Origin of the sequence: Methylocaldum sp. GT1TLB (assembly GCF_051027445.1) — a bacterium.
Taxonomy (GTDB): Bacteria; Pseudomonadota; Gammaproteobacteria; order Methylococcales; family Methylococcaceae; genus Methylocaldum.
In genome coordinates this window covers 3,657,591-3,675,585 of the sequence record NZ_CP194898.1, presented here as the reverse complement: position 1 = coordinate 3,675,585, position 17,995 = coordinate 3,657,591, and the positions used below count along the sequence as shown (strand labels likewise).

General features: G+C 57.0%; 20 protein-coding genes and 1 other RNA gene. 8 read left to right on the top strand and 13 right to left on the bottom strand.

The window, feature by feature from the left end:
* Positions 1-53 precede the first annotated feature (53 nt).
* From ACR2R1_RS16135 to ACR2R1_RS16120, 4 genes are all read right to left on the bottom strand, one after another.
* On the bottom strand, positions 54-656 hold the full coding sequence (locus ACR2R1_RS16135) for a 5-formyltetrahydrofolate cyclo-ligase (RefSeq protein WP_077732611.1): 603 nt from the start codon (positions 654-656) through the stop codon (positions 54-56).
* A gap of 80 nt (positions 657-736) precedes the next feature.
* Positions 737-922: non-coding RNA, 6S RNA (gene ssrS, locus ACR2R1_RS16130), on the bottom strand.
* Between the two features lie 61 nt (positions 923-983).
* Positions 984-1,286 (bottom strand): cell division protein ZapA, encoded by a 303-nt coding sequence (locus ACR2R1_RS16125; RefSeq protein ID WP_240502661.1) that lies wholly within the window; start codon positions 1,284-1,286, stop codon positions 984-986.
* Positions 1,283-1,495: a TIGR02449 family protein gene (locus ACR2R1_RS16120; protein WP_205780892.1), complete on the bottom strand. Its 213-nt coding sequence runs from the start codon at positions 1,493-1,495 to the stop codon at positions 1,283-1,285. The genes ACR2R1_RS16125 and ACR2R1_RS16120 overlap by 4 nt, the downstream gene beginning before the upstream one ends.
* Positions 1,496-1,610: 115 nt before the next feature.
* On the opposite strand from ACR2R1_RS16120, the gene ACR2R1_RS16115 reads away from it, so the two are divergent.
* From ACR2R1_RS16115 to ubiH, 3 genes are read left to right on the top strand one after another with little or no spacing between them, the layout of a single operon-like run.
* Positions 1,611-2,147 (top strand): UPF0149 family protein, encoded by a 537-nt coding sequence (locus tag ACR2R1_RS16115; protein ID WP_077732614.1) that lies wholly within the window; start codon positions 1,611-1,613, stop codon positions 2,145-2,147.
* A gap of 12 nt (positions 2,148-2,159) precedes the next feature.
* Positions 2,160-3,476 carry a Xaa-Pro aminopeptidase gene (gene pepP / locus ACR2R1_RS16110; RefSeq protein ID WP_077732615.1) on the top strand — a complete coding sequence of 439 codons (1,317 nt, stop codon included), beginning with the start codon at positions 2,160-2,162 and terminating at the stop codon, positions 3,474-3,476.
* The gene (ubiH, locus tag ACR2R1_RS16105; protein WP_077732616.1) at positions 3,473-4,663 is read left to right on the top strand and encodes a 2-octaprenyl-6-methoxyphenyl hydroxylase; all 1,191 of its coding nucleotides are present in this window, start codon (positions 3,473-3,475) and stop codon (positions 4,661-4,663) included. Before pepP ends, ubiH begins: the two co-directional genes overlap by 4 nt.
* A gap of 14 nt (positions 4,664-4,677) precedes the next feature.
* Here the strand turns inward: ubiH and ACR2R1_RS16100 are convergent, their stop codons facing one another.
* Positions 4,678-5,076, bottom strand: a complete 399-nt coding sequence (locus ACR2R1_RS16100; RefSeq protein ID WP_139841035.1) for a hypothetical protein — start codon at positions 5,074-5,076, stop codon at positions 4,678-4,680.
* Positions 5,077-5,214: 138 nt separating this feature from the next.
* Between ACR2R1_RS16100 and ACR2R1_RS16095 the strand changes: the two genes are divergently transcribed.
* Positions 5,215-5,661: a hypothetical protein gene (locus ACR2R1_RS16095; protein WP_077732618.1), complete on the top strand. Its 447-nt coding sequence runs from the start codon at positions 5,215-5,217 to the stop codon at positions 5,659-5,661.
* A 49-nt stretch (positions 5,662-5,710) separates the two neighbouring features.
* Here ACR2R1_RS16095 and rsmI read toward each other — a convergent pair whose 3' ends face one another.
* On the bottom strand, positions 5,711-6,580 hold the full coding sequence (rsmI, locus tag ACR2R1_RS16090; RefSeq protein ID WP_240506860.1) for a 16S rRNA (cytidine(1402)-2'-O)-methyltransferase: 870 nt from the start codon (positions 6,578-6,580) through the stop codon (positions 5,711-5,713).
* A gap of 37 nt (positions 6,581-6,617) precedes the next feature.
* On the opposite strand from rsmI, the gene ACR2R1_RS16085 reads away from it, so the two are divergent.
* The 4 genes from ACR2R1_RS16085 to ACR2R1_RS16070 all read left to right on the top strand — a co-directional run bounded on the left by ACR2R1_RS16085 (position 6,618) and on the right by ACR2R1_RS16070 (position 10,980).
* Positions 6,618-8,513, top strand: a complete 1,896-nt coding sequence (locus tag ACR2R1_RS16085; protein ID WP_240502621.1) for a penicillin-binding protein activator — start codon at positions 6,618-6,620, stop codon at positions 8,511-8,513.
* 10 nt (positions 8,514-8,523) lie between these two features.
* Positions 8,524-8,886, top strand: coding sequence for a YraN family protein (locus tag ACR2R1_RS16080; RefSeq protein WP_077732014.1), 363 nt, complete (start codon positions 8,524-8,526; stop codon positions 8,884-8,886).
* A gap of 113 nt (positions 8,887-8,999) precedes the next feature.
* Complete coding sequence (locus tag ACR2R1_RS16075) at positions 9,000-9,587, top strand: phosphoheptose isomerase (RefSeq protein WP_077732015.1); 588 nt, start codon at positions 9,000-9,002, stop codon at positions 9,585-9,587.
* A gap of 4 nt (positions 9,588-9,591) precedes the next feature.
* Positions 9,592-10,980: an FAD-binding oxidoreductase gene (locus ACR2R1_RS16070; RefSeq protein ID WP_086133675.1), complete on the top strand. Its 1,389-nt coding sequence runs from the start codon at positions 9,592-9,594 to the stop codon at positions 10,978-10,980.
* A 10-nt stretch (positions 10,981-10,990) separates the two neighbouring features.
* Here the strand turns inward: ACR2R1_RS16070 and nadC are convergent, their stop codons facing one another.
* The 7 genes from nadC to phoB all read right to left on the bottom strand — a co-directional run bounded on the left by nadC (position 10,991) and on the right by phoB (position 17,962).
* Positions 10,991-11,821, bottom strand: coding sequence for a carboxylating nicotinate-nucleotide diphosphorylase (nadC, locus tag ACR2R1_RS16065; RefSeq protein WP_077732017.1), 831 nt, complete (start codon positions 11,819-11,821; stop codon positions 10,991-10,993).
* A 22-nt stretch (positions 11,822-11,843) separates the two neighbouring features.
* On the bottom strand, positions 11,844-12,221 hold the full coding sequence (locus ACR2R1_RS16060) for a DUF1499 domain-containing protein (RefSeq protein ID WP_434110931.1): 378 nt from the start codon (positions 12,219-12,221) through the stop codon (positions 11,844-11,846).
* 49 nt (positions 12,222-12,270) lie between these two features.
* Positions 12,271-13,377: a substrate-binding domain-containing protein gene (locus ACR2R1_RS16055; RefSeq protein WP_240502622.1), complete on the bottom strand. Its 1,107-nt coding sequence runs from the start codon at positions 13,375-13,377 to the stop codon at positions 12,271-12,273.
* Positions 13,378-13,540: 163 nt separating this feature from the next.
* Positions 13,541-14,572: an OmpA family protein gene (locus tag ACR2R1_RS16050; protein ID WP_077732019.1), complete on the bottom strand. Its 1,032-nt coding sequence runs from the start codon at positions 14,570-14,572 to the stop codon at positions 13,541-13,543.
* A 128-nt stretch (positions 14,573-14,700) separates the two neighbouring features.
* Complete coding sequence (locus ACR2R1_RS16045) at positions 14,701-15,666, bottom strand: PstS family phosphate ABC transporter substrate-binding protein (RefSeq protein WP_156881161.1); 966 nt, start codon at positions 15,664-15,666, stop codon at positions 14,701-14,703.
* Positions 15,667-15,743: 77 nt separating this feature from the next.
* Positions 15,744-17,069: a phosphate regulon sensor histidine kinase PhoR gene (gene phoR, locus ACR2R1_RS16040; RefSeq protein ID WP_077732021.1), complete on the bottom strand. Its 1,326-nt coding sequence runs from the start codon at positions 17,067-17,069 to the stop codon at positions 15,744-15,746.
* Between the two features lie 200 nt (positions 17,070-17,269).
* The gene (phoB, locus tag ACR2R1_RS16035; protein ID WP_077732022.1) at positions 17,270-17,962 is read right to left on the bottom strand and encodes a phosphate regulon transcriptional regulator PhoB; all 693 of its coding nucleotides are present in this window, start codon (positions 17,960-17,962) and stop codon (positions 17,270-17,272) included.
* Positions 17,963-17,995 lie beyond the last annotated feature (33 nt).

The following is a 17,995-nucleotide window of genomic DNA, read 5'->3' as shown; positions in this document are numbered from 1 at the left end:
CCTCTTTTCGTCCCGCCTCCAGCGCGTCAGCCGCTGCCACATTGCACTTTATCTTAACGACAGAGGTCGTCGAACAGGTAATAAGCCTCTTCGGTAATCACGCCATTCAGCGGCACATCCCAAGGCTGCGCCGGTATTTGGTCCCATTTCTGGCATTCGAACGCCAGGCCGATGAGAATCGGCGTGCGCGGTTGATTTGCATTCTTAAGATAAGCGAACGTACGGTCGTAATAGCCGCCGCCCATACCGATGCGGTTACCGAAAAGATCGAAAGCCACCAGGGGAACGAACGCCATATCCAGCATCCACGGCTCAGTAATCGTATCTTCCCCGATAGACGGCTCGGGAATCCGAAATTTATTCGGAGTCAACGCCGTGCCCGGCCCGTAATGCCCGAACCATAGCGAACGCTGGGGCGACGAACGGAGAATCGGTAGGTAACACGCTTTGCCACATGCCCACAAGCTCTCGATAATAGCCTGGGTTTCGACCTCGCCGTCGTTACTGAGATAAGCCGCGACATGCTGGCCGCGTTCGGCAATCGGCGATGTAATGAAGCGTTCCGCGATGCGGAGACTCTTCTTACTAGCCAATACGAGCGGCATGCTTTGTCGAAGAGCTCGACTCTGGCGCCGGATATCCGCCGGAAGATTCATTCAGATAGATCGGATGAAACTGGCGAGTGCATATTCGCACATCCAGCAAAGGGAGTTCCTCTAGAACGAGGAGAAGTGAAGTATTCCCCGCCTGCGCCGTAAACCGCTTTCGCCCTTGAACCGGAAGGTTCAGGTGGGAGCGTAGGAACGGCGAATTAGGCTTTCCGCTCGGAGCGGACTTGCGCACATCGCTCGTTCGATGGTTCCCGGGGTTTTAGATTAGGCTCAAGAAGTAACCCAGCTGCTTTCGCACGCCGCAGGGAATACGTGAATCAAATTCTACTAGGTCGACAAATTGATGCAATACGTATCAGCGCCGAAACAGCTTTAATCCGTATCCAGGGCTGCGTCTAGCCTTTCGTGCAGCGACGAAAAGCGATCCCGCAAATCCTGCGATAACAATTTGTTCTGCTGTTGCGCTTGTAATAGCTCATGCGCGATATTCAGCGCTGCCATCACGGCAATGCGTTCGGTGCCGATCACGCGGCCGGTACCGCGTATTTGACGCATTTTTTCATCCAAATAACGTGCTGCAATCAAAAGATCGTGCTGTTGGTCTTCAGGGCAGGAAATAGGATATTCCTTGCCGAGGATCTGAACTTTAATCGGCGGATTCATTTCGCTCATCATTCGTGTCCTATGGATTTCAGGCGGGAAATCATCGCTTCAACGCGACTCTTCGCCATCTCGGTTTTATCGGATAGTTGCACCCGCTCTCGCATCCATTCGTCTAACGTGGACTTCAGCACCTGATTTTCATCACGTAGCCTTTCGCACATGGCGGCCAGTGAATCGATCTTATTTTCCAATCGTACTAGCTCGGCATCCAAATCAAACATATCGGCTATCATGATTTTGGAGCCTTAAAGATGGGGTTAAACTTCGGTGCTAGCTTTCGATCCGGCTATTCGAAGTGTTAGCATAAAGAATTAGAGCAGGGTCGACAAGGCTGGAATGAGCAACGATTTATCCTATCAGAATGTCCAGGACGTCGTCCTGAACAACGACTCGGCGGCTAGCGCAGCCGAAGTGCATGGGGTGCTATCGGGATTGCTGTGTCTGAACAGCCAGACCGATTGCGATCAGTGGCTGGAAGCCGTTTTCGGCGAAAGCAGGACCAACCTTAACCCGGCGGAACATGCCTTGCTTTCGGCGCTGTGCGAGACGACTCGGCACCAATTGGACGATTTCGACTTTTCGTTCGAGTTGCTGCTGCCGGATGACACGCTCCCCCTGAGTGACCGCGCCAATGCTTTGGGAGAATGGTGCCAAGGTTTTTTATACGGCCTCGGTTATCGATCGGATGGTGCCGACTGGCCGGGAGAAAGCACCGAAGTCCTCCACGACCTTCTGGAAATCTCCCGCCTGAGTCCGGATTCCGCCGGAGAGTCGGACGAAGTGGCTTATGCCGAGATCACGGAATATGTCCGCATCGGCGTACAGTTGATCCGTACCGAATTGCAACAGCAACCGCCCTCGCGACTTCACTGATATTGCAAACTCATGCTTCAACCGAGCGAATTCAAACAGCGCCGTAAACAGCTAGCGCGCCGTATCAAGAAGAAAAGCGTAGCTCTGATCGCGAGTGCGTCTGCGAGCGTACGCAACCGGGATGTGGAATATCCGTATCGTCAAGACAGCGATTTTCATTATCTGACCGGATTCGACGAACCCGAAGCGGTGGCCGTCTTCGCCCCCGGCCGAAAACAAGGGGAGTACATTCTTTTTTGTCGCGAATTCGATCGTGAAAAAGCGATCTGGACCGGAAGGCATGCCGGGCTCGAGGGCGCTCGCAACGCATTCGGAGCGGACGAAGCATTCCCCATTGATGAACTGGACAAGGTTTTGCCCGGCCTTCTGGAAAATCGCGAGCGGGTTTATTTCCCCATCGGGCACGATCCGAAGATCGATCGTCAGGTGTTTTCCGCGGTAAACAACGTGCGGGCGAGAGTCCGTACCGGTGTACGTGCGCCGTTCGAATTCGTATCTCTGGAGCATCTGCTTCATGAGCAGCGCCTGATCAAAACGTCGCATGAAATCCAATTGATGCAGAAGGCCGCCGAGGTTTCGGTACGCGCTCATAAACGCGCGATGTCAGTCTGTAAACCGGGAAAGTACGAATATGAAATCGAAGCCGAGTTGCTCTACGAATTCACCCGGCATGGCATGCGAGCGCCTGCCTATCCTTGCATCGTCGCAGGAGGACACAACGCTTGCGTACTCCATTACACCGAAAACAAGGACGTACTGAAGGACGGCGACCTTCTTCTGATCGACGCCGGGGCAGAGTATGAAAACTATGCTGCTGACATCACCCGTACTTTTCCCATCAATGGAAGATTCAGCGAAAGTCAGCGACTCCTTTACGACTTGGTTCTGGAGGCCCAACTCGACGCTATCGAGCAGGTGCGTGCTGGCAACCGCTGGAATGCGCCTCACGATGCTGCCGTACACACCTTGACCAAAGGGCTGGTCAAGCTGGGTTTGTTGGAAGGGCGTGTTTCGAAGCTGATCAAGGACGAAGCCTACAAGAAGTTCTATATGCATCGAACCGGCCACTGGCTGGGCATGGACGTGCATGATGTCGGGGAATACCGGAGCGATGGCGAATGGCGTTCGCTGGAGCCCGGAATGGTATTGACGGTGGAACCCGGCCTTTATGTCGCGCCGGACTGCCATGACGTAGATCCCAAATGGCGCGGCATCGGCATCCGAATCGAAGATGATGTTTTGGTCACCAAAGACGGTTGTGAAATCCTCACGGCCGGACTGCCCAAAACGGCAGCGGAAATCGAAGCATTCATGGCGAATCCCGAATGAACCACGATTTCGATCTATTGATCGTGGGCGGCGGACTGGTCGGAGGTAGTCTCGCTCTGGCCCTGCGGGACGCGCCGCTTCGCGTGGGAATCGTCGAAGCGCTGACGGAAACCCAACGACAGGCCCTGACGGCCGGCGATCGCGCCTTGGCCCTAGCGCGAGGCACGGTCCAAATTCTCGACCGGCTCGGCGTATGGCAAGACGTGGCGCCCAAAGCCATGCCCATCCGTCATATCCATGTCTCCGATCGCGGCCGTTTCGGAAAAACGCGGCTGCATGCTCTTGAAAAAGGAGTCGACGCGCTGGGCCATGTCATCGTCGCCCGAACGCTGGAGGATCGCATTGCTCGGGAACTGCGCGGACTCGATGCGGAGCTGATATGCCCGGCGAGGGTCATCGGTCTCAAAGCAGGCCCGAATGGCGTGTGCGTCACCCTCAAGAAAGGCGAGGAGTGCCTCAATCTCACGGCCGCTCTGGTGGTTGCCGCCGACGGCGGAAATTCCACAGTGAGAAGGCTCCTGGGAATAGAACAAAACGTCCGGGACTATGGACAGACGGCGATCGTGACTGAAGTCAGCACGGAGGCAGATGTGAACTTCACGGCTTACGAGCGTTTCACGACCGCCGGCCCGTTGGCCCTGCTGCCCTTGGAGCGCAAAAAATGCTCGGTGGTCTGGACGATGAAGGATCAGGAGGCCGACGAACTCTTGAGTGAATCCGACGCGAACTTCACCGCAAACTTGCAGTCGGCATTCGGTTATTGGCTAGGGAAAATTCAACTGGCATCGCGACGGCAAGGTTTTCCGCTCAAGCTGATCCGGGCAGAGAAGATGGCGGACGACCGTGTCCTCTTGATCGGCAACGCGATGCATCAGGTTCACCCCGTTGCCGGTCAAGGCTTCAACTTAGGTCTCCGTGATGCGGCATCCCTGGCGGAGCGATTGCTCACCAAACTGGCGTTCAACGAAGATATCGGCGAAAAAGCGTTCCTCGATCGTTACGCCCGAGCCCGGCAGAGAGATCTGGCCAATACGATCCATTTTACCGACGGCCTGATACGGGCGTTCTGCACCGATTTTCCACCCTTCGCCTTGGCGCGTAATGCCGCCATGATCGCCCTGGATTGCTTCCCGCCGGCGAAGCGCTTGCTGGCTCGTCACGCGATGGGATATGGCTTTAGATTTTGAACGCTTGAATCACGCTATTCGAATTTTGGAAAAGAGCTATCCAATAGCCACTGCTTTTTTTCGACGTCAAAATGCCATTTTTGCTCGTCGGTCAGACTTTTTTCCACGAGCCGCTCATTATCGATATAGCGAATCTCGACGGTTTGCAGCACGATTGTCCCCTCGTTCTGCACCTTCCGGAATACTGAATCGTAGCCGGTAACTTTTATATTTTTGAGCGCCTTGAAATCAGGCGCCCGTTTCTGTTTGTCGGTCTGAAAATCCCAGGCTTTTTGGAAAGCTCCCCATCGAATAGCTGAACCATAGCTGTTCAGTGCCTCCTCCATTTTCATCACCCTCATGTCGTGGGCGCATGCTACAAGCGCAAAACTTAAACCGATCCATATTGTCCTGAAAACGCGATCTCGAGCCATAGAAGTACCCCAAATTAATAAATGATAAAAAGGCGCGAGGCAGGACTTTGACTTCGGCGTGACGCTGCGAGAGCTTTTGACATCAATGTTGCAGCGAGATTATATAATGTTCGCCCCCAATACTTTCGGAGATAAACAATGAAAATACTAGCCGGTCTTTTTCTGGCATTGCTTGCCGTCATTTACTTTCTGCCCGCGTTTATGTCGCGGTCCGACGAAATCAACGGGACCTCGCGGGAAGCGGTTTATAAATCGGCAATCCAAGTCAAACGCTACCTCAATACGGACGAACGCGTTTTGTTCGATACCGCCTTGGGAATTTTAGACAAAATCAAATCGGAAGAAGGACCGGATGCCTTCGTCAACACCGTGGACGGAAAGACACCCGACGAAGTCATCGAAATGGCGAAGCAAGAGGTCAACACCAAGATTGCAGCCGGCCATCCCGATTTCAAGCAATACACCTCGTGGGACGATATGATTCAGAAGCTGACCAATGGTAATGGAAGGAAGCCGTCCGCTCGTCCCAATGCCTCTTCCGATCACTCCTTACGCGACTCCGAGCGTCCGGATCGTCCTCAATAAATCGGCTCAAAGATCGACCTCCACTCACAGTTTCGCTAGACACGGCTAGTCAATCGGTCTTACGCCACTCTTCAGTCAATCGGAGCGCCGTCCGGTAAACCGTTTCCCGACGCGCTCCGGTGATCTTTACGGTCAAGGACACTGCCGTCTTGACCGAACAGTCCTCGAGCAGAATCCGCAATACTCGTTCCTCATCCACGGTAAGCCCTTCCGTCCTGCCGAGATCGGGCGCGCCTTCCAGTACCAGGACGAATTCCCCTTTTTCCATATTCGGATCGCTTTCGAGGAGCGAGAGCGCCTCGCCGACCCGTGTATCCACTATCGTTTCGAATAGCTTGGTCAACTCTCGGGCAATGACCAATCGCCGATCAGACGGAAAAATCGCCGTGATGTCCGCTACACTTTCGAACACGCGATGACTGGATTCGTAAAAAATCAGCGTTCTCGAATCATTCCGCAGGACCTCCAGGCTGGCCTTGCGCGCCGACGATTTTCGCGGCAGAAATCCCTCGAAGGCAAAACGGTCGGCGGGGAGGCCGGACGCCGAAAGGGCTGCGATGAGAGCACATGGCCCCGGAATCGGAACGACGCGAATACCTGCGGCCCGAACCGCCCGCACCAGGGGAAATCCGGGATCGCTGATCAGCGGCGTTCCGGCATCCGAGATAAGGGCAATGGACTCGCCCCGCTGCAAGCGTTCGACCAGCCGCAGCGAAGCGACATCCTCGTTATGCTCGTGGAATGCCGCGGTCGGCGTGGAAATCCCGTAGTGGTCCAGAAGCGGCCGGCTATGCCGGGTGTCTTCGCAAGCGATGAGATCGACTTGCTGCAGAACGTCGATGGCGCGGAACGTAATATCCCTTAGATTGCCGATGGGCGTCGCTACTAGGTATAGTATGCCGGGTTCTGTTTGCCTCACTATCAAACTCCTCGCTTTCTCGAACGGAATCCCGCCTATGTCTCTATTGATCCGCCTCTGTCTCGCTCTCCTCATACTGATGGCAGCCGCTTGCGCCCGCGACACCACCAGACGCGGAGCCATGAATGCGCGCGCCGCGCAGGCCGAAAGCCTGCTCCAGAGCGGCGACTATGCAGGAGCGATGAGATTATTTCAGCAGCTCGCGGAAACGTCGGGCGATCCCGATTACTACCGGCTTCGAGCCGCCGATTCGGCTCTCCGGGCGGGCGATGGAAGAACGGCGAAACGGCTGGCCGATGCCGTCGCTCCCGACGAACTGGAGACCGTGGACCGGTACGATTACACGCTTCTGCAAAGCAGGCTGGATCTCAACGTGGGCCGAGCACGGGAGGCCTTGGCCAAGCTCGATAGCCTGCCCTCAGGCCGGCTGGAGCCGTCGCAAAAGGTGCATTATCACACACTGCGCGCCTCGGCTTATAACCAACTGGGCAACATGCTGGAAAGCGCCAGGGAGCGTGTCAGGCTCGGCCAACTTCTCACGCGTCCCGACGCTGTGCAGAAAAATAATGAGGCCATTTATGACGCGCTGAACCGGATTCCCGAAAAAGTCCTGACCGCCATGCAACCTCCCCCGCCCGATATATTGGGCGGCTGGATGAATTTGACCCAGATCGTCAAGTCCACGCCTCCGGCCGGATTGAACACGGAATTGGCCAAGTGGCGGATTCGCTTTCCCGGACATCCCGCCGACGGGGCATTCCTGCAAGGGCTATTGAGCCAGCGTCAAAGCCCGCCTCCGGGCCTGGCTCAAACGGGAACGACACCGCCTACGGCAGCCGCGCCCGGCTCCGGAGCGTTCATTGGCGTAATGCTGCCTCTGTCAGGTTCCTATGCTCCCGCTGCCCAGGCCCTGCGCACGGGCATGCTTGCCGCCTACTATGCGGATACCAATACCGCAAAGCCGCCTTTGCGGTTCGTCGACACCCAGTCGGGAGACATCTATCAGCTCTACCGGAAATTCGCCGATGGAGGCGCGAAAGTGATCGTCGGCCCCTTGATCAAGGACGACGTGGCCGTCTTGGCCAAAGCTGGGGATTTGCCCGTCCCCGTCCTAGGACTCAACCAAACGCCGGAGGTCAGCAATGACCGGGTCTATCAGTTCGGCCTCACCCCGGAGCACGAGGTCGAGCAAGCAGCCGGGAGCGCCTGGTTCGACGGTCGTCAGAGTGCACTGGTGCTGGCGCCGGCGAATCAGTTCGGCCAGCGCATGATCAAGCACTTTGCGGCCTATTGGAACCAGCTCGGGGGGAACATTCGTGCGATCAAGACCTATCCGTATCACGGCGAGGATTTCACCGCCTCGGTAAAAGAACTGATTTCCGCGGCACCTTCTGCCACGCATGCCCAGCTTTCCTTCCCGACCGTTCCGTCGGTCACCAAACAAGGCGCGGATTTCATCTTTCTCATCAGCGACGCCCGCGATGCTCATCTGATTCTGCCTCAAATCGCCTTTCACAATGGCGAGCATCTCCCGGTCTACGCTACCTCTCACGTGTACGGCGGCAGGGCCGACTCGGAAGCCGATCGAGATTTGAACGGACTGATTTTCTGCGACATTCCGTGGTTACTCGATCCGGCCGAAAGTGGTCCACTGTCCCATCAAGCGCTGAGCAAGCAGATTCAACAAACGCCGTCGGATTACGTGAGACTTGTCGCGCTGGGGATCGATGCTTACCGTTTGCTTCCGGAACTCGAACGATTCAAGACAGAACCGCAGTTTCGGTACACCGGCGCGACCGGCACGCTCTCGCTGGGCACCGGCAACCGCATTCAGCGCCAGCTCCATTGCGCCCAATTTGAAGACGGAGTTCCGCAACCACGGGGAATCGCACCGCTTCTGAAACCGGGCGATAGTGCTCCGGGGCTCCGGTAAAGGCGCTGAAATGACCACCCTTGGCCAGGCCAAAGGGCGTATCGCCGAGGAAGAAGCGCTGACTTTTTTGCAGACCCATGGCCTGCGGCTGATAGAGCGCAATTACCGCTGCCGATACGGTGAAATCGATCTGATTATGGAAGACGGGTGCGCCATCGTGTTTGTGGAGGTCCGCTATAGGGGAAGTATCCAGTTCGGCGGTGCACTGGAGAGCGTGGATCGGCGCAAGCAAGCAAAGCTGTTGGCAAGCGCCGCCCACTTTCTTCGGGAAAAGCGGATGGATCGGCCGGCTCGTTTCGATGTGGCGGCGCTGGCCCCCGCAAACGGCGGGCTTGCTGTAAAATGGGTGAAAGATGCTTTTCAGGCGACTTAGAGCCTATCCCAGTAGGCCGTTCGCCCTGAGCTTGTCGAAGGGTTTCTTGAGCCTACTGGGATAGGCTCTTAACCGATTTTAAGGTTTTCGCTACGCAACCTTGATAGCAGGGCATGAATTTACAAGAACGAGTCTTTCGTCAATTCGAGACCAGCGTTGAAGCAAGCCGCGAATCGCTGGCCAGGCTCGGAGAGATCATCGAAATTGCCGGAGTCAGGCTGGCTCAGTGTTTACTCAGCGACGGCAAAATTCTTTGTTGCGGCAACGGCGGATCGGCAGCGCAAGCGCAGCATTTTTCTTCCGAGATGCTGAATCGCTTCGAGCGGGAGCGCCCCGGCCTGCCCGCTATCGCGCTCACTTGCGACACATCGACCTTGACCTCGATTGCCAACGATTATCGGTTCGACGACGTTTTCGCCAAGCAAATCAGAGCCTTGGGCCACAGCAACGATCTTCTCGTCGTCTACACCACCAGCGGCAATTCCTCCAGTATTTTGAGCGCGGTTACTGCCGCCCATGATCGGGACATGTCGGTGCTGGCCCTGAGCGGCCGGGACGGCGGAGCGCTGTCGCCCTTGCTGCTGGAAACCGATATCGAGATCCGCGTACCCTCGGAGACGACGGCCCGAATACAGGAAGTCCACCTGCTGATCACGCACTGCCTGTGCGATTTGATAGACCACCAATTGTTCGGGGACTGATTTCTTGGCTTTACCCAGCGCCTTTTTGAACCGGTTGGCGCAAATTTTCCCACCCGGCTCGCTTTACACGGACCCCGCCGATTGCTGGGCTTACGGCTACGACAACAGCCGCCGTCAAGCTCTGGCGGAAGCGGTCGTTTTCCCGACCAGCCACACCCAGACGGTCGAACTGGCCCGCTTGTGCAACGAGCATCGGGTGCCTTTGACCGCGCGCGGCCGCGGCACCGGCACGACCGGCGCGACAGTGCCTTTACGGGGTGGAGTTGTGGCTTCGTTCGAGCGGATGAACCAGATTGTGGAATTCTCGCCGGGCAACCGCTACATCGTCGTCGAACCGGGCCTGACCAATCAGGCGCTACAGGACTTTCTCAAACCGCACGGCTTCTTCTGGCCGCCCGACCCGACCAGCGCCGCCTTTTGCAGTGTAGGCGGGAATCTCGCCTACAATTCCGCCGGCCCACGCGCGGTGAAATACGGCACTCCCCGCGAAAACACCCTCGCCTTGCGAGCTGTGACCGGTTTGGGGACGGAGATCCGTACGGGCGTCTTCACCACCAAGGGCGTCGTCGGGTACGATCTGACCCGGCTGCTATTGGGCTCGGAGGGAACGCTTGCGCTGATTACCGAGGCGACGCTCAAGCTGACGCCGTTGCCCGAAGCCAAACGCACCATGCGGGCGATCTATGCCGATTTGGACCATGCTACGGAAGCCATCACCCGAATCATGGCTCAACCTGCGGTTCCTTGCGCCCTCGAATTCATCGATGGAAACGCAATCGAACTGATTCGCCGTTACTCTCGCGCCGACTTGCCGGAGCGCGCCGGTGCTTTACTAATGGTCGAAGTGGACGGATTTGCCGAGGGAATGGCGGTACAGATCGAGAGCGTGCGGCGCGCTGCTCAAAACGAGGGGCTTCTGGAGTTTCGCGTTGCGGCGACCGCCGATGAAGTCGAAGCCTTATGGCAAACGCGCAAGGCACTGTCGCCGGCGCTGCGGAAGGTCGCGCCGAAGAAAATCAACGAAGACGTGGTAGTGCCCGTCACCGAGTTGCCTTTGCTGATCGCCGGACTAAACGAGCTGTCGCAGCGGTATGACTTGGCGATCGTCAACTTCGGCCATGCGGGAAACGGGAACATTCACGTCAACCTGCTGTTCGATCCCGCCAAACCCGGCGAAACCGAAAAGGCCCACGAATGCCTGGGGGAGATCTTTTCGCTGGTGCTGCGGCTGCGCGGTACCTTGTCCGGCGAGCACGGCGTCGGTCTCGAAAAGAGGGATTACGTTGACCGGGAAATCGACACCGGCGCCCTGGAATTGATGCGCGCCGTCAAACGTCAGTTTGATCCGAACGGCATTTTGAATCCCGACAAAACCTTGCCTTTGGCCGACTGACTCGCAGAGCTCAGGCGGTAATCGAGATCCGCATCGACAAATCGGTTGCTCGAACGTTCTTGGTCAGGGCACCGACCGAAATGTAATCCACCCCGGTCTCGGCGATCTGCCGGATGGTATCCAGGGTCACGTTGCCGGATACCTCGAGCTTGGCGCGGCTTGCGGTTTCGGTAACCGCTTCCCGCATCATCGCAATCGTGAAATTATCCAGAAGAATCCGCTCGGCGCCGGCCGCCAAGGCTTGCTGCAATTCATCGAGATTTTCCACTTCGACTTCGATCGGCACGTTAGCGCCCAGGGCTTTCGCGGCGTGCACGGCTTTTTCGATGGACCCGCAAGCCAGGATATGGTTTTCCTTGATCAAAATGCCGTCGTAGAGTCCCATCCGATGGTTATCACAGCCGCCGCAGCGGACGGCGTATTTCTGTGCCTTCCTGAGGCCGGGAATGGTCTTGCGAGTGTCGAGGACCTTCGCCTTGGTGCCGTCCACGGCTTTGGCATAAGCACGCGCCAAGGTCGCGGTGCCCGACAGAGTCTGTAGAAGATTGAGCGCCGAGCGTTCGCCGGTCAGGAGCGCTCGGGCGGGGCCTTGCATCGCGCACAGCTCGGCGCCCGCCTCGACTTGTTCGCCCTCCGTCACCAGCCAATCGATTTGAACCGAACCGCCGAGCCGGGCGAAAACGGCGGCGAACCAGGCCTGCCCGCACAGCACCATGGACTCGCGGGTGATCACGCGCGCTCTCGCCGTTGCGTGCTTCGGAACAATCGAAGCGGTCAAGTCGCCTGAACCGACATCCTCTTCCAAGAAACGGTCGATTTCGCTTAAATCCAACGGATACATCGTCACTTCCACCGCGTCGCGGTTATCGCCACAAGCCCTCACGCTTCAGCGCTTCGCGCAAGCGCTCGACCCGCCGGCGGTTGACGCCCAAATCCCAATAGCCGACCCGCGACGCGGAGCGAACGTGCATGAGGTGCTCCTCCGGAATAAGCTGGAATTCCACGTCGTCCACGAATCGGAAAAGACGGCTCGTGGCCTCGGCGCGGAGATACCATCGCTCGTTGTCCTCCTCGACAACCCGGGTGCGGGGTTCCGCCCCCAATACGCGCTTCAGGGCCGCCCAAGCTTCGTCAGGCGCTATGTCCACGCGAAAGGGAGTCGCGTAATGATCCTGATCCCGAGAGAGACTGGACACACAATTGGGACTATCCGGACAATCTGAAATTCTCGACGAAGCCATGGAACCTCCTCGACCCAGTGCTAACGCCGTCAAGGCGAACAGCACGACCTTAGCGAGCCACGCGCTGCGCATCCGGCAAGCTTCGGCTTGCGGCGACCGTGTCGATCGGTGCCGACATCGGCTTTCGCTTCTTCACATCTGCTGCGTAGAGTTTACGTTCTTCCGCGGACATCGGGACCAATCCCAGCTGAGCAAGATAGCCTTTCTCGCCCCACGCTTTGTCATTCGTAAACTCGGCGAGATATTGTTGCAGCCCCTTCACTTTGCCGACATGATCCGCCTTGAAATAGAGGAACAAGGGTCTGGCGATGGGGTAACGGTTTGCCGCAATGCTCTCGACACTCGGGACGGCTCCGTCGATACGAGCGGCATTCAGCCGATCGGTATTGCCCGCATATTGTTTGTACGACACAAACCCCAACAGCCCGGGGTTCTTGGCCAACATGGCCGCTATCGCATTTCCGCTTTCTTCGATATAGGCGCCATCGCTGCGGGCGGTGAAGCAGACTTCCTTATACTTGGCCTTCTGCGTTTCCTTCCAAGCGGCAATGAAGGGAAAACTCTCGCACCCAGCCTTCGAGACGGCCTCTTCGAACAATTCACGTATGCCGGAACCGATCGGCGGAGCGACGACTTCGATCTTCGTATCGGGCAGCGACGGATTGATGTCTTTCCAGGTCTTATAGGGATTCGGGACCAGCGTGTCGCAATTCTTGCATTTAGGATCAGGCACCTTTTTTCCTAAAGCCAAAAACAACTCTTTCCGGGTGATATCCAGCGCCGGCACCTTCTTGGAGTGCGCGAGCACTAGGCCGCTATATCCGATCTTTACCTCGACGATGTTCTTTATGCCGGATGCCTGACAGGCTTCGAATTCCGATTTTTTCATCGGCCTCGAAGCATTGACGATATCGGGAGATTCGCCGGTTTCGGGCTCGCAAAACAACTGAATTCCACCGCCGGTACTGTTCGACTCGACCCATGGCCGTTTGATCTTGCCGGACTTGCTGATTCGGTCGGCCACTGCATCGGCAAACGGCCTAACAACATTCGAGCCGTTAATATGCACAAAGCCGCGCATTTCGGCAGCGGATGCAGCCTGCATCATCAGAGGCGCTGCAAACAATGCAGCGAAAAAATTAACACGCTTATTCACAATTTACCTGCGGACGGGTTGCACGAGGAACGAACCAGCACAATAGCCTAGTTCCACGACATTTTAGTATTAAAACGAGCAGAAAAAACCCGCTCCGGGGAGCGGGTTTTTGATTGACGGCGGTTGCTATCAGGCAACCATGCCGCTTGATATTGCGGTGTATTTATTCACCCATAAAGACCAGCTGAACGCGGCGGTTCTGCTCGCGACCGGCTTCCGTGCTGTTGTCGGCGATCGGATAGTCCTCGCCGTAACCTTTCGCATACAGTCGGTTCTTCAAGCCTGCGGACTTCAGGTAATCTGCCACCGATTGAGCACGGCGCTGCGAAAGCTTCAGATTGTACTGAGAGCTTCCTTCGCTGCTGGCGTGTCCCTGGACTTCGATATCGCGCATTTCGTTTGAAGCAACGAGCTGCTCAACAACACCGTCCAGAATGCTTTTCGCGTTCTCGGTGAGCTCATCCGAGTTATATTTGAAGTTGACGCCCTTAAGCTCGATTCTGATCGGACAGCCTTGGTCGTCGACTTTCGAGTCAGCCATGGTGCCGGGGCACTTGTCGTCGCAATCGTTCACGCCGTCACGGTCAGAGTCGCGGGCAGCACAATCGTCTGCGGGCGCGGGAGTAGGTTCTGCTTCTGCCACGGCTCTCGGTTTCTCGCCGAAGGGAACAACAAAGCCGAGATTGACGACCATGTCGTGGAAATCGTCTTCGTTCCGGTATACGCCGCCATTTCCTTCGTAGACGTAGCGATAACGGACATCGCCGCGGAGCAGGAAGTTGTCGTGCAACTCATAAGTCGCACCGACGCCAGCCTCGCCGATGAACGATGCGCCGCTTCTGCCGGCTGCGCTGGTATTCATGCCACCGGCGCCGATAACCGCATACGGCGAGAACACATCGCGCATGAAGTAATACTGCAGGTCCACGGTGCCGCCGGTAAGATCGCCGTTATAGCCCTTGCCATTCAGGTGTTGCCAAAAACCTCTGACCTCGGCATTGAAATATTCGTTGATGATCTTACCGATTCCCAAGCCAGCGCCCCAATCGTCTTTCGCATTACGGTCGCCGCCCGGATTGAAGTATGTGCCGAACGGGGCGACATACCACCGATCATCCATAAAATGCTCCTCGGCCTGCACTGCTGTCGCCGCGACGCTTGCTATGCCCAAAGCAATTAGAATTTTTTTCAACATATCCATCTCCCTGTAGTTGGAATACCAACAAGATTTGAAAACTTACAACAGGCACAATCTTAGTCGCGGATCAGCCGCGGCGCAACTGAATTGAAGGAAAATGCTCAATTCAATAGTTCGGCCCAACCTCAGGGTTGCCCTGTGCCAATCAATTTCTGTTCCTTTTTTGCAACATCCGGGGTAACCGGGATGTATCCGTAGCGGCTGGCAATTTGCTGACCTTCCGCCGACAGCACAAATCGGACGAAGTCCGCTTGCACACCCGCTAGCGGTCTATTCGGGCTCTTATTGACATATATATGGAGAAACCGCGTCAGCGGATAAGCACCGCTAACGGCATTGCGCTCGCTCGGCGCAACAAAAGGCATATTCGCGTCTACCGCCAGCGGTACTGGCTTCACGGATACAGTTGTCGAGTCGCCTCGGCCGTAACCGATGGCATTCAAGGATTCACTCACGGCACCGGCGACCGATCCGGAATCGGGCCGCACCTGAACGAATTCACCCAGTGCGCCTCCGCACAGGACTTGCTCGCTAAAATAATCGTACACATCGTCGGCGGATCCGATCGCAAATACCTGTAACGGCCGGGTTCGCCATTCCCCGATCAAGCCCAACGCTCCCCAGGTCGCCAGGTACTGAGCACCTCGACACATCGGCGAACGCGAGAAAACTGAGCCGGCCTGGGCCAGCGTCATGCCTCGGATCGGATTATCCCGGTGTACGAAAATCGTTACCGCATCGAGAGCGACTCGAATCGGGGTTGGCTTGTAACCGAGTTTTCGCGAAAAACCATCGATTGCCTCGCGGTTCAGCCGATAGCCGACGTAAATCGCATCGCCGCGCGCCTCGTCGAATGCGCCCGGTGAAGCGAGCGAGCGGGCCGGGCGCAAGCGAAGCGTAGCCCCGGCATGATCTCGCTGAAACGCGCTGGTCCAATCCCGGATCAGCCTGCCGAGGTCACTCGCCCCGAGCTCGTCGCTGCCGGCATCCCCGCTGATGGTCTCCGCCCCTTCGGATGATCCGTAGACGGCACCGGCGCCTCCAGCCAAAAGCACCGCAGCGAGAAAGAGGTGAATTCCCTGCCGTATCAAACCCGAAAACCGACGGCTCGGCTGCCCACGCGAGCCGAGACGGACGGAACCGGCAACTCGTCTATCCGCTCTGGATATCACATTCTTTGCGCGAGCTTGGCATCGGTGCGGGAGTCGACCCGCACGATTCGATCTTCGGGGAAACTACAGCTGAAGCAACTGCCCCGCCCGAGCGTGCTCGCAATTTTGAGCTCTCCGCCGTGCCGGGACAGCGCATGCTTGACGATAGCCAATCCAAGCCCGGACCCGCCTTTATTCTTACATCCGTCAACGGCAACCCGGTAAAACCGTTCGGTAAGCCGCGGCAGATGGTGTTGCGCGATGCCCGGCCCGGTGTCCTCGACGTCCAGCCTAGCTCCCTTGCCCTCGCAGCGCCAACGCACGGTAACCCGGCCCGTGGCTGGCGTATATTTCACCGCATTGACGATCAGGTTTGAAAACGCGCTGCGCAATTCCTGCTCGGCGCCCAGCAAATGGGCGTCGGTTTCGAGGACCAGCTCGATGGCGGGGTGTTCGTCGGCCAAGAGCTTGACCTCGTCGCAAATGTCTTGCAGCATCGCCGGAACGTTTATCCGCTTTTGCACCGTCTGATGCGCCGCCGACTCCAATCGCGTCAGTGCAAGAAGGCCGTCGACCAAGCTTTCCATCCGGGCCGTCTGTTCCTCCATGCGCTGAAACACTTTCAGATGCGATTCCGGCAGAGATCCATCCACCTGGCCCAAGGTTTCAAGATAACCTTTCAAGACCGTCAGCGGCGTGCGCAGTTCGTGGGACACGTTCGCCACGAAATCGCTGCGCACGCGCTCCATAAATCGCAGTTGAGTCACATCCTGCGCGACCAGAAGGCGCAAATCTTCTCCATAAGGCACGATGCGAATTTCAAGCTGCATGTTTTCGGTGAGGGGCGATGGAATGCTGACCGTAGCACGATAATCGGCAGTCTGGAGGTATTGGCTGAGCTTCGGATGGCGCAGCAGATTGCCGATCTGCTGGCCGATATCGCCACGGCGCAGCCCCAGCAGGCGCTCGGCCGCTTCGTTGAACCAATCGATTTCATCCCGAGGCCCCAGCACCACGGTTGCATCCGGTAATGCCGCCGTCGCCGTGCGGAAACGCTCGAGCATCCGGATGAGCTGCTTTTTGCGACGCTTGTTGCGTCGCCTCAAGCGATAGATGAGGTAATAGATTTCTTCCCAGACGCCGTTGCCCTGAGGCGGCTGGCCGGATCTGCCGCTGCGCAGCCAAACCAGCAGCCGATTTGCATAAAAAAGCTGTCTCGCCAGATAGGCCAGCAGACAAACCCAGAGCACGACGGCGAAACTGTTCAGGACCTTACCGAGGAAAGTGCCAACTAACAGTGTTAAAAAGAGAAAGGAAAATTCCGATCGCCAGGGGCTCGACATGAATCAGGTTTGGTCAGGGGTTGTAAAAAAACCGTCGCGAGCGGTTCGAGTCCGCGCCGACAAATCGGCAGGAATGCCGATTTGCACGGCAGTTGCCGCCCACAGGGTGCCGGACACGGAGGTCCGGCGTGAAAAGCGCAGGCGTACAAAGGGGTACGTTGAGCATCGCAGGTGCGGACTCGAACCGCGCAGTAGGTTTTTCACAAGTTCTCAGAAAAACGGTATCCGAAACCGCGCACCGTCTGGATAACCTCCTCGCGGTCATGTTCGGCCAGGATCTTGCGCAGGCGCCGGATGTGGACATCGACGGTGCGTTCCTCGATGAATGAACTTCGCCCCCAAACCTGGTCGAGCAACTGGCTACGGCTGTAGACCTTGTCGGGATGGGTGAGGAAGAATTCCAATAATCGGTACTCAGTCGGACTCAGAATAACGTGGCTGTCGGCAATGCTAACCCTATGTTCGTCGACATCCAACGCGATCCCGCCAATCTCGATTCTTCCGCCCTTGCCGTACTTGTTGCTACGCCGAAGAACCGCCTTGATCCGCGCTATCAATTCGCGCGGCGAGAACGGTTTGGTGACATAATCGTCGGCCCCGACATCCAACCCCCGGATTTTATCTTCTTCCTCGCCGCGAGCGGTGATCATGATGATGGGAATTTCGCTATATTGTTTGTCTTTCTTGAGACGGCGAGCCCATTCGACGCCGCTCAAGCCGGGCAACATCCAGTCCAATAAAATCAGATCGGGAACCGACTCATTCAAGGCCGATTGCGCCTGGTGGGTATCCGCAACGGCCCTGACGGCGAACTCGGCCTGTTCCAGGACCAAACCAAGCATTTCACGAATCGCATCTTCATCTTCGACAACGAGCACGTTTATCACGGACATTCTCGATACTCACTCCTTCGGATAATCGTTCAA

Excerpts from the sequence above, each read along its gene's own strand:
- nadC (WP_077732017.1), bottom strand. The coding sequence starts at position 11,821 with ATGTATCCGTTGGATTTAAGCGAAATCGACCGTTTCTTGGAAGAGGAT.
- ACR2R1_RS16085 (WP_240502621.1), top strand. The coding sequence starts at position 6,618 with ATGTCTCTATTGATCCGCCTCTGTCTCGCTCTCCTCATACTGATGGCA.
- pepP (WP_077732615.1), top strand. The coding sequence starts at position 2,160 with ATGCTTCAACCGAGCGAATTCAAACAGCGCCGTAAACAGCTAGCGCGC.
- ACR2R1_RS16080 (WP_077732014.1), top strand. The coding sequence starts at position 8,524 with ATGACCACCCTTGGCCAGGCCAAAGGGCGTATCGCCGAGGAAGAAGCG.
- ACR2R1_RS16095 (WP_077732618.1), top strand. The coding sequence starts at position 5,215 with ATGAAAATACTAGCCGGTCTTTTTCTGGCATTGCTTGCCGTCATTTAC.
- ACR2R1_RS16050 (WP_077732019.1), bottom strand. The coding sequence starts at position 14,572 with ATGTTGAAAAAAATTCTAATTGCTTTGGGCATAGCAAGCGTCGCGGCG.
- ACR2R1_RS16075 (WP_077732015.1), top strand. The coding sequence starts at position 9,000 with ATGAATTTACAAGAACGAGTCTTTCGTCAATTCGAGACCAGCGTTGAA.
- ACR2R1_RS16060 (WP_434110931.1), bottom strand. The coding sequence starts at position 12,221 with ATGGCTTCGTCGAGAATTTCAGATTGTCCGGATAGTCCCAATTGTGTG.
- ACR2R1_RS16100 (WP_139841035.1), bottom strand. The coding sequence starts at position 5,076 with ATGGCTCGAGATCGCGTTTTCAGGACAATATGGATCGGTTTAAGTTTT.
- ACR2R1_RS16115 (WP_077732614.1), top strand. The coding sequence starts at position 1,611 with ATGAGCAACGATTTATCCTATCAGAATGTCCAGGACGTCGTCCTGAAC.
- phoB (WP_077732022.1), bottom strand. The coding sequence starts at position 17,962 with ATGTCCGTGATAAACGTGCTCGTTGTCGAAGATGAAGATGCGATTCGT.
- ubiH (WP_077732616.1), top strand. The coding sequence starts at position 3,473 with ATGAACCACGATTTCGATCTATTGATCGTGGGCGGCGGACTGGTCGGA.
- ACR2R1_RS16120 (WP_205780892.1), bottom strand. The coding sequence starts at position 1,495 with ATGTTTGATTTGGATGCCGAGCTAGTACGATTGGAAAATAAGATCGAT.
- phoR (WP_077732021.1), bottom strand. The coding sequence starts at position 17,069 with ATGTCGAGCCCCTGGCGATCGGAATTTTCCTTTCTCTTTTTAACACTG.
- ACR2R1_RS16125 (WP_240502661.1), bottom strand. The coding sequence starts at position 1,286 with ATGATGAGCGAAATGAATCCGCCGATTAAAGTTCAGATCCTCGGCAAG.
- ACR2R1_RS16135 (WP_077732611.1), bottom strand. The coding sequence starts at position 656 with ATGAATCTTCCGGCGGATATCCGGCGCCAGAGTCGAGCTCTTCGACAA.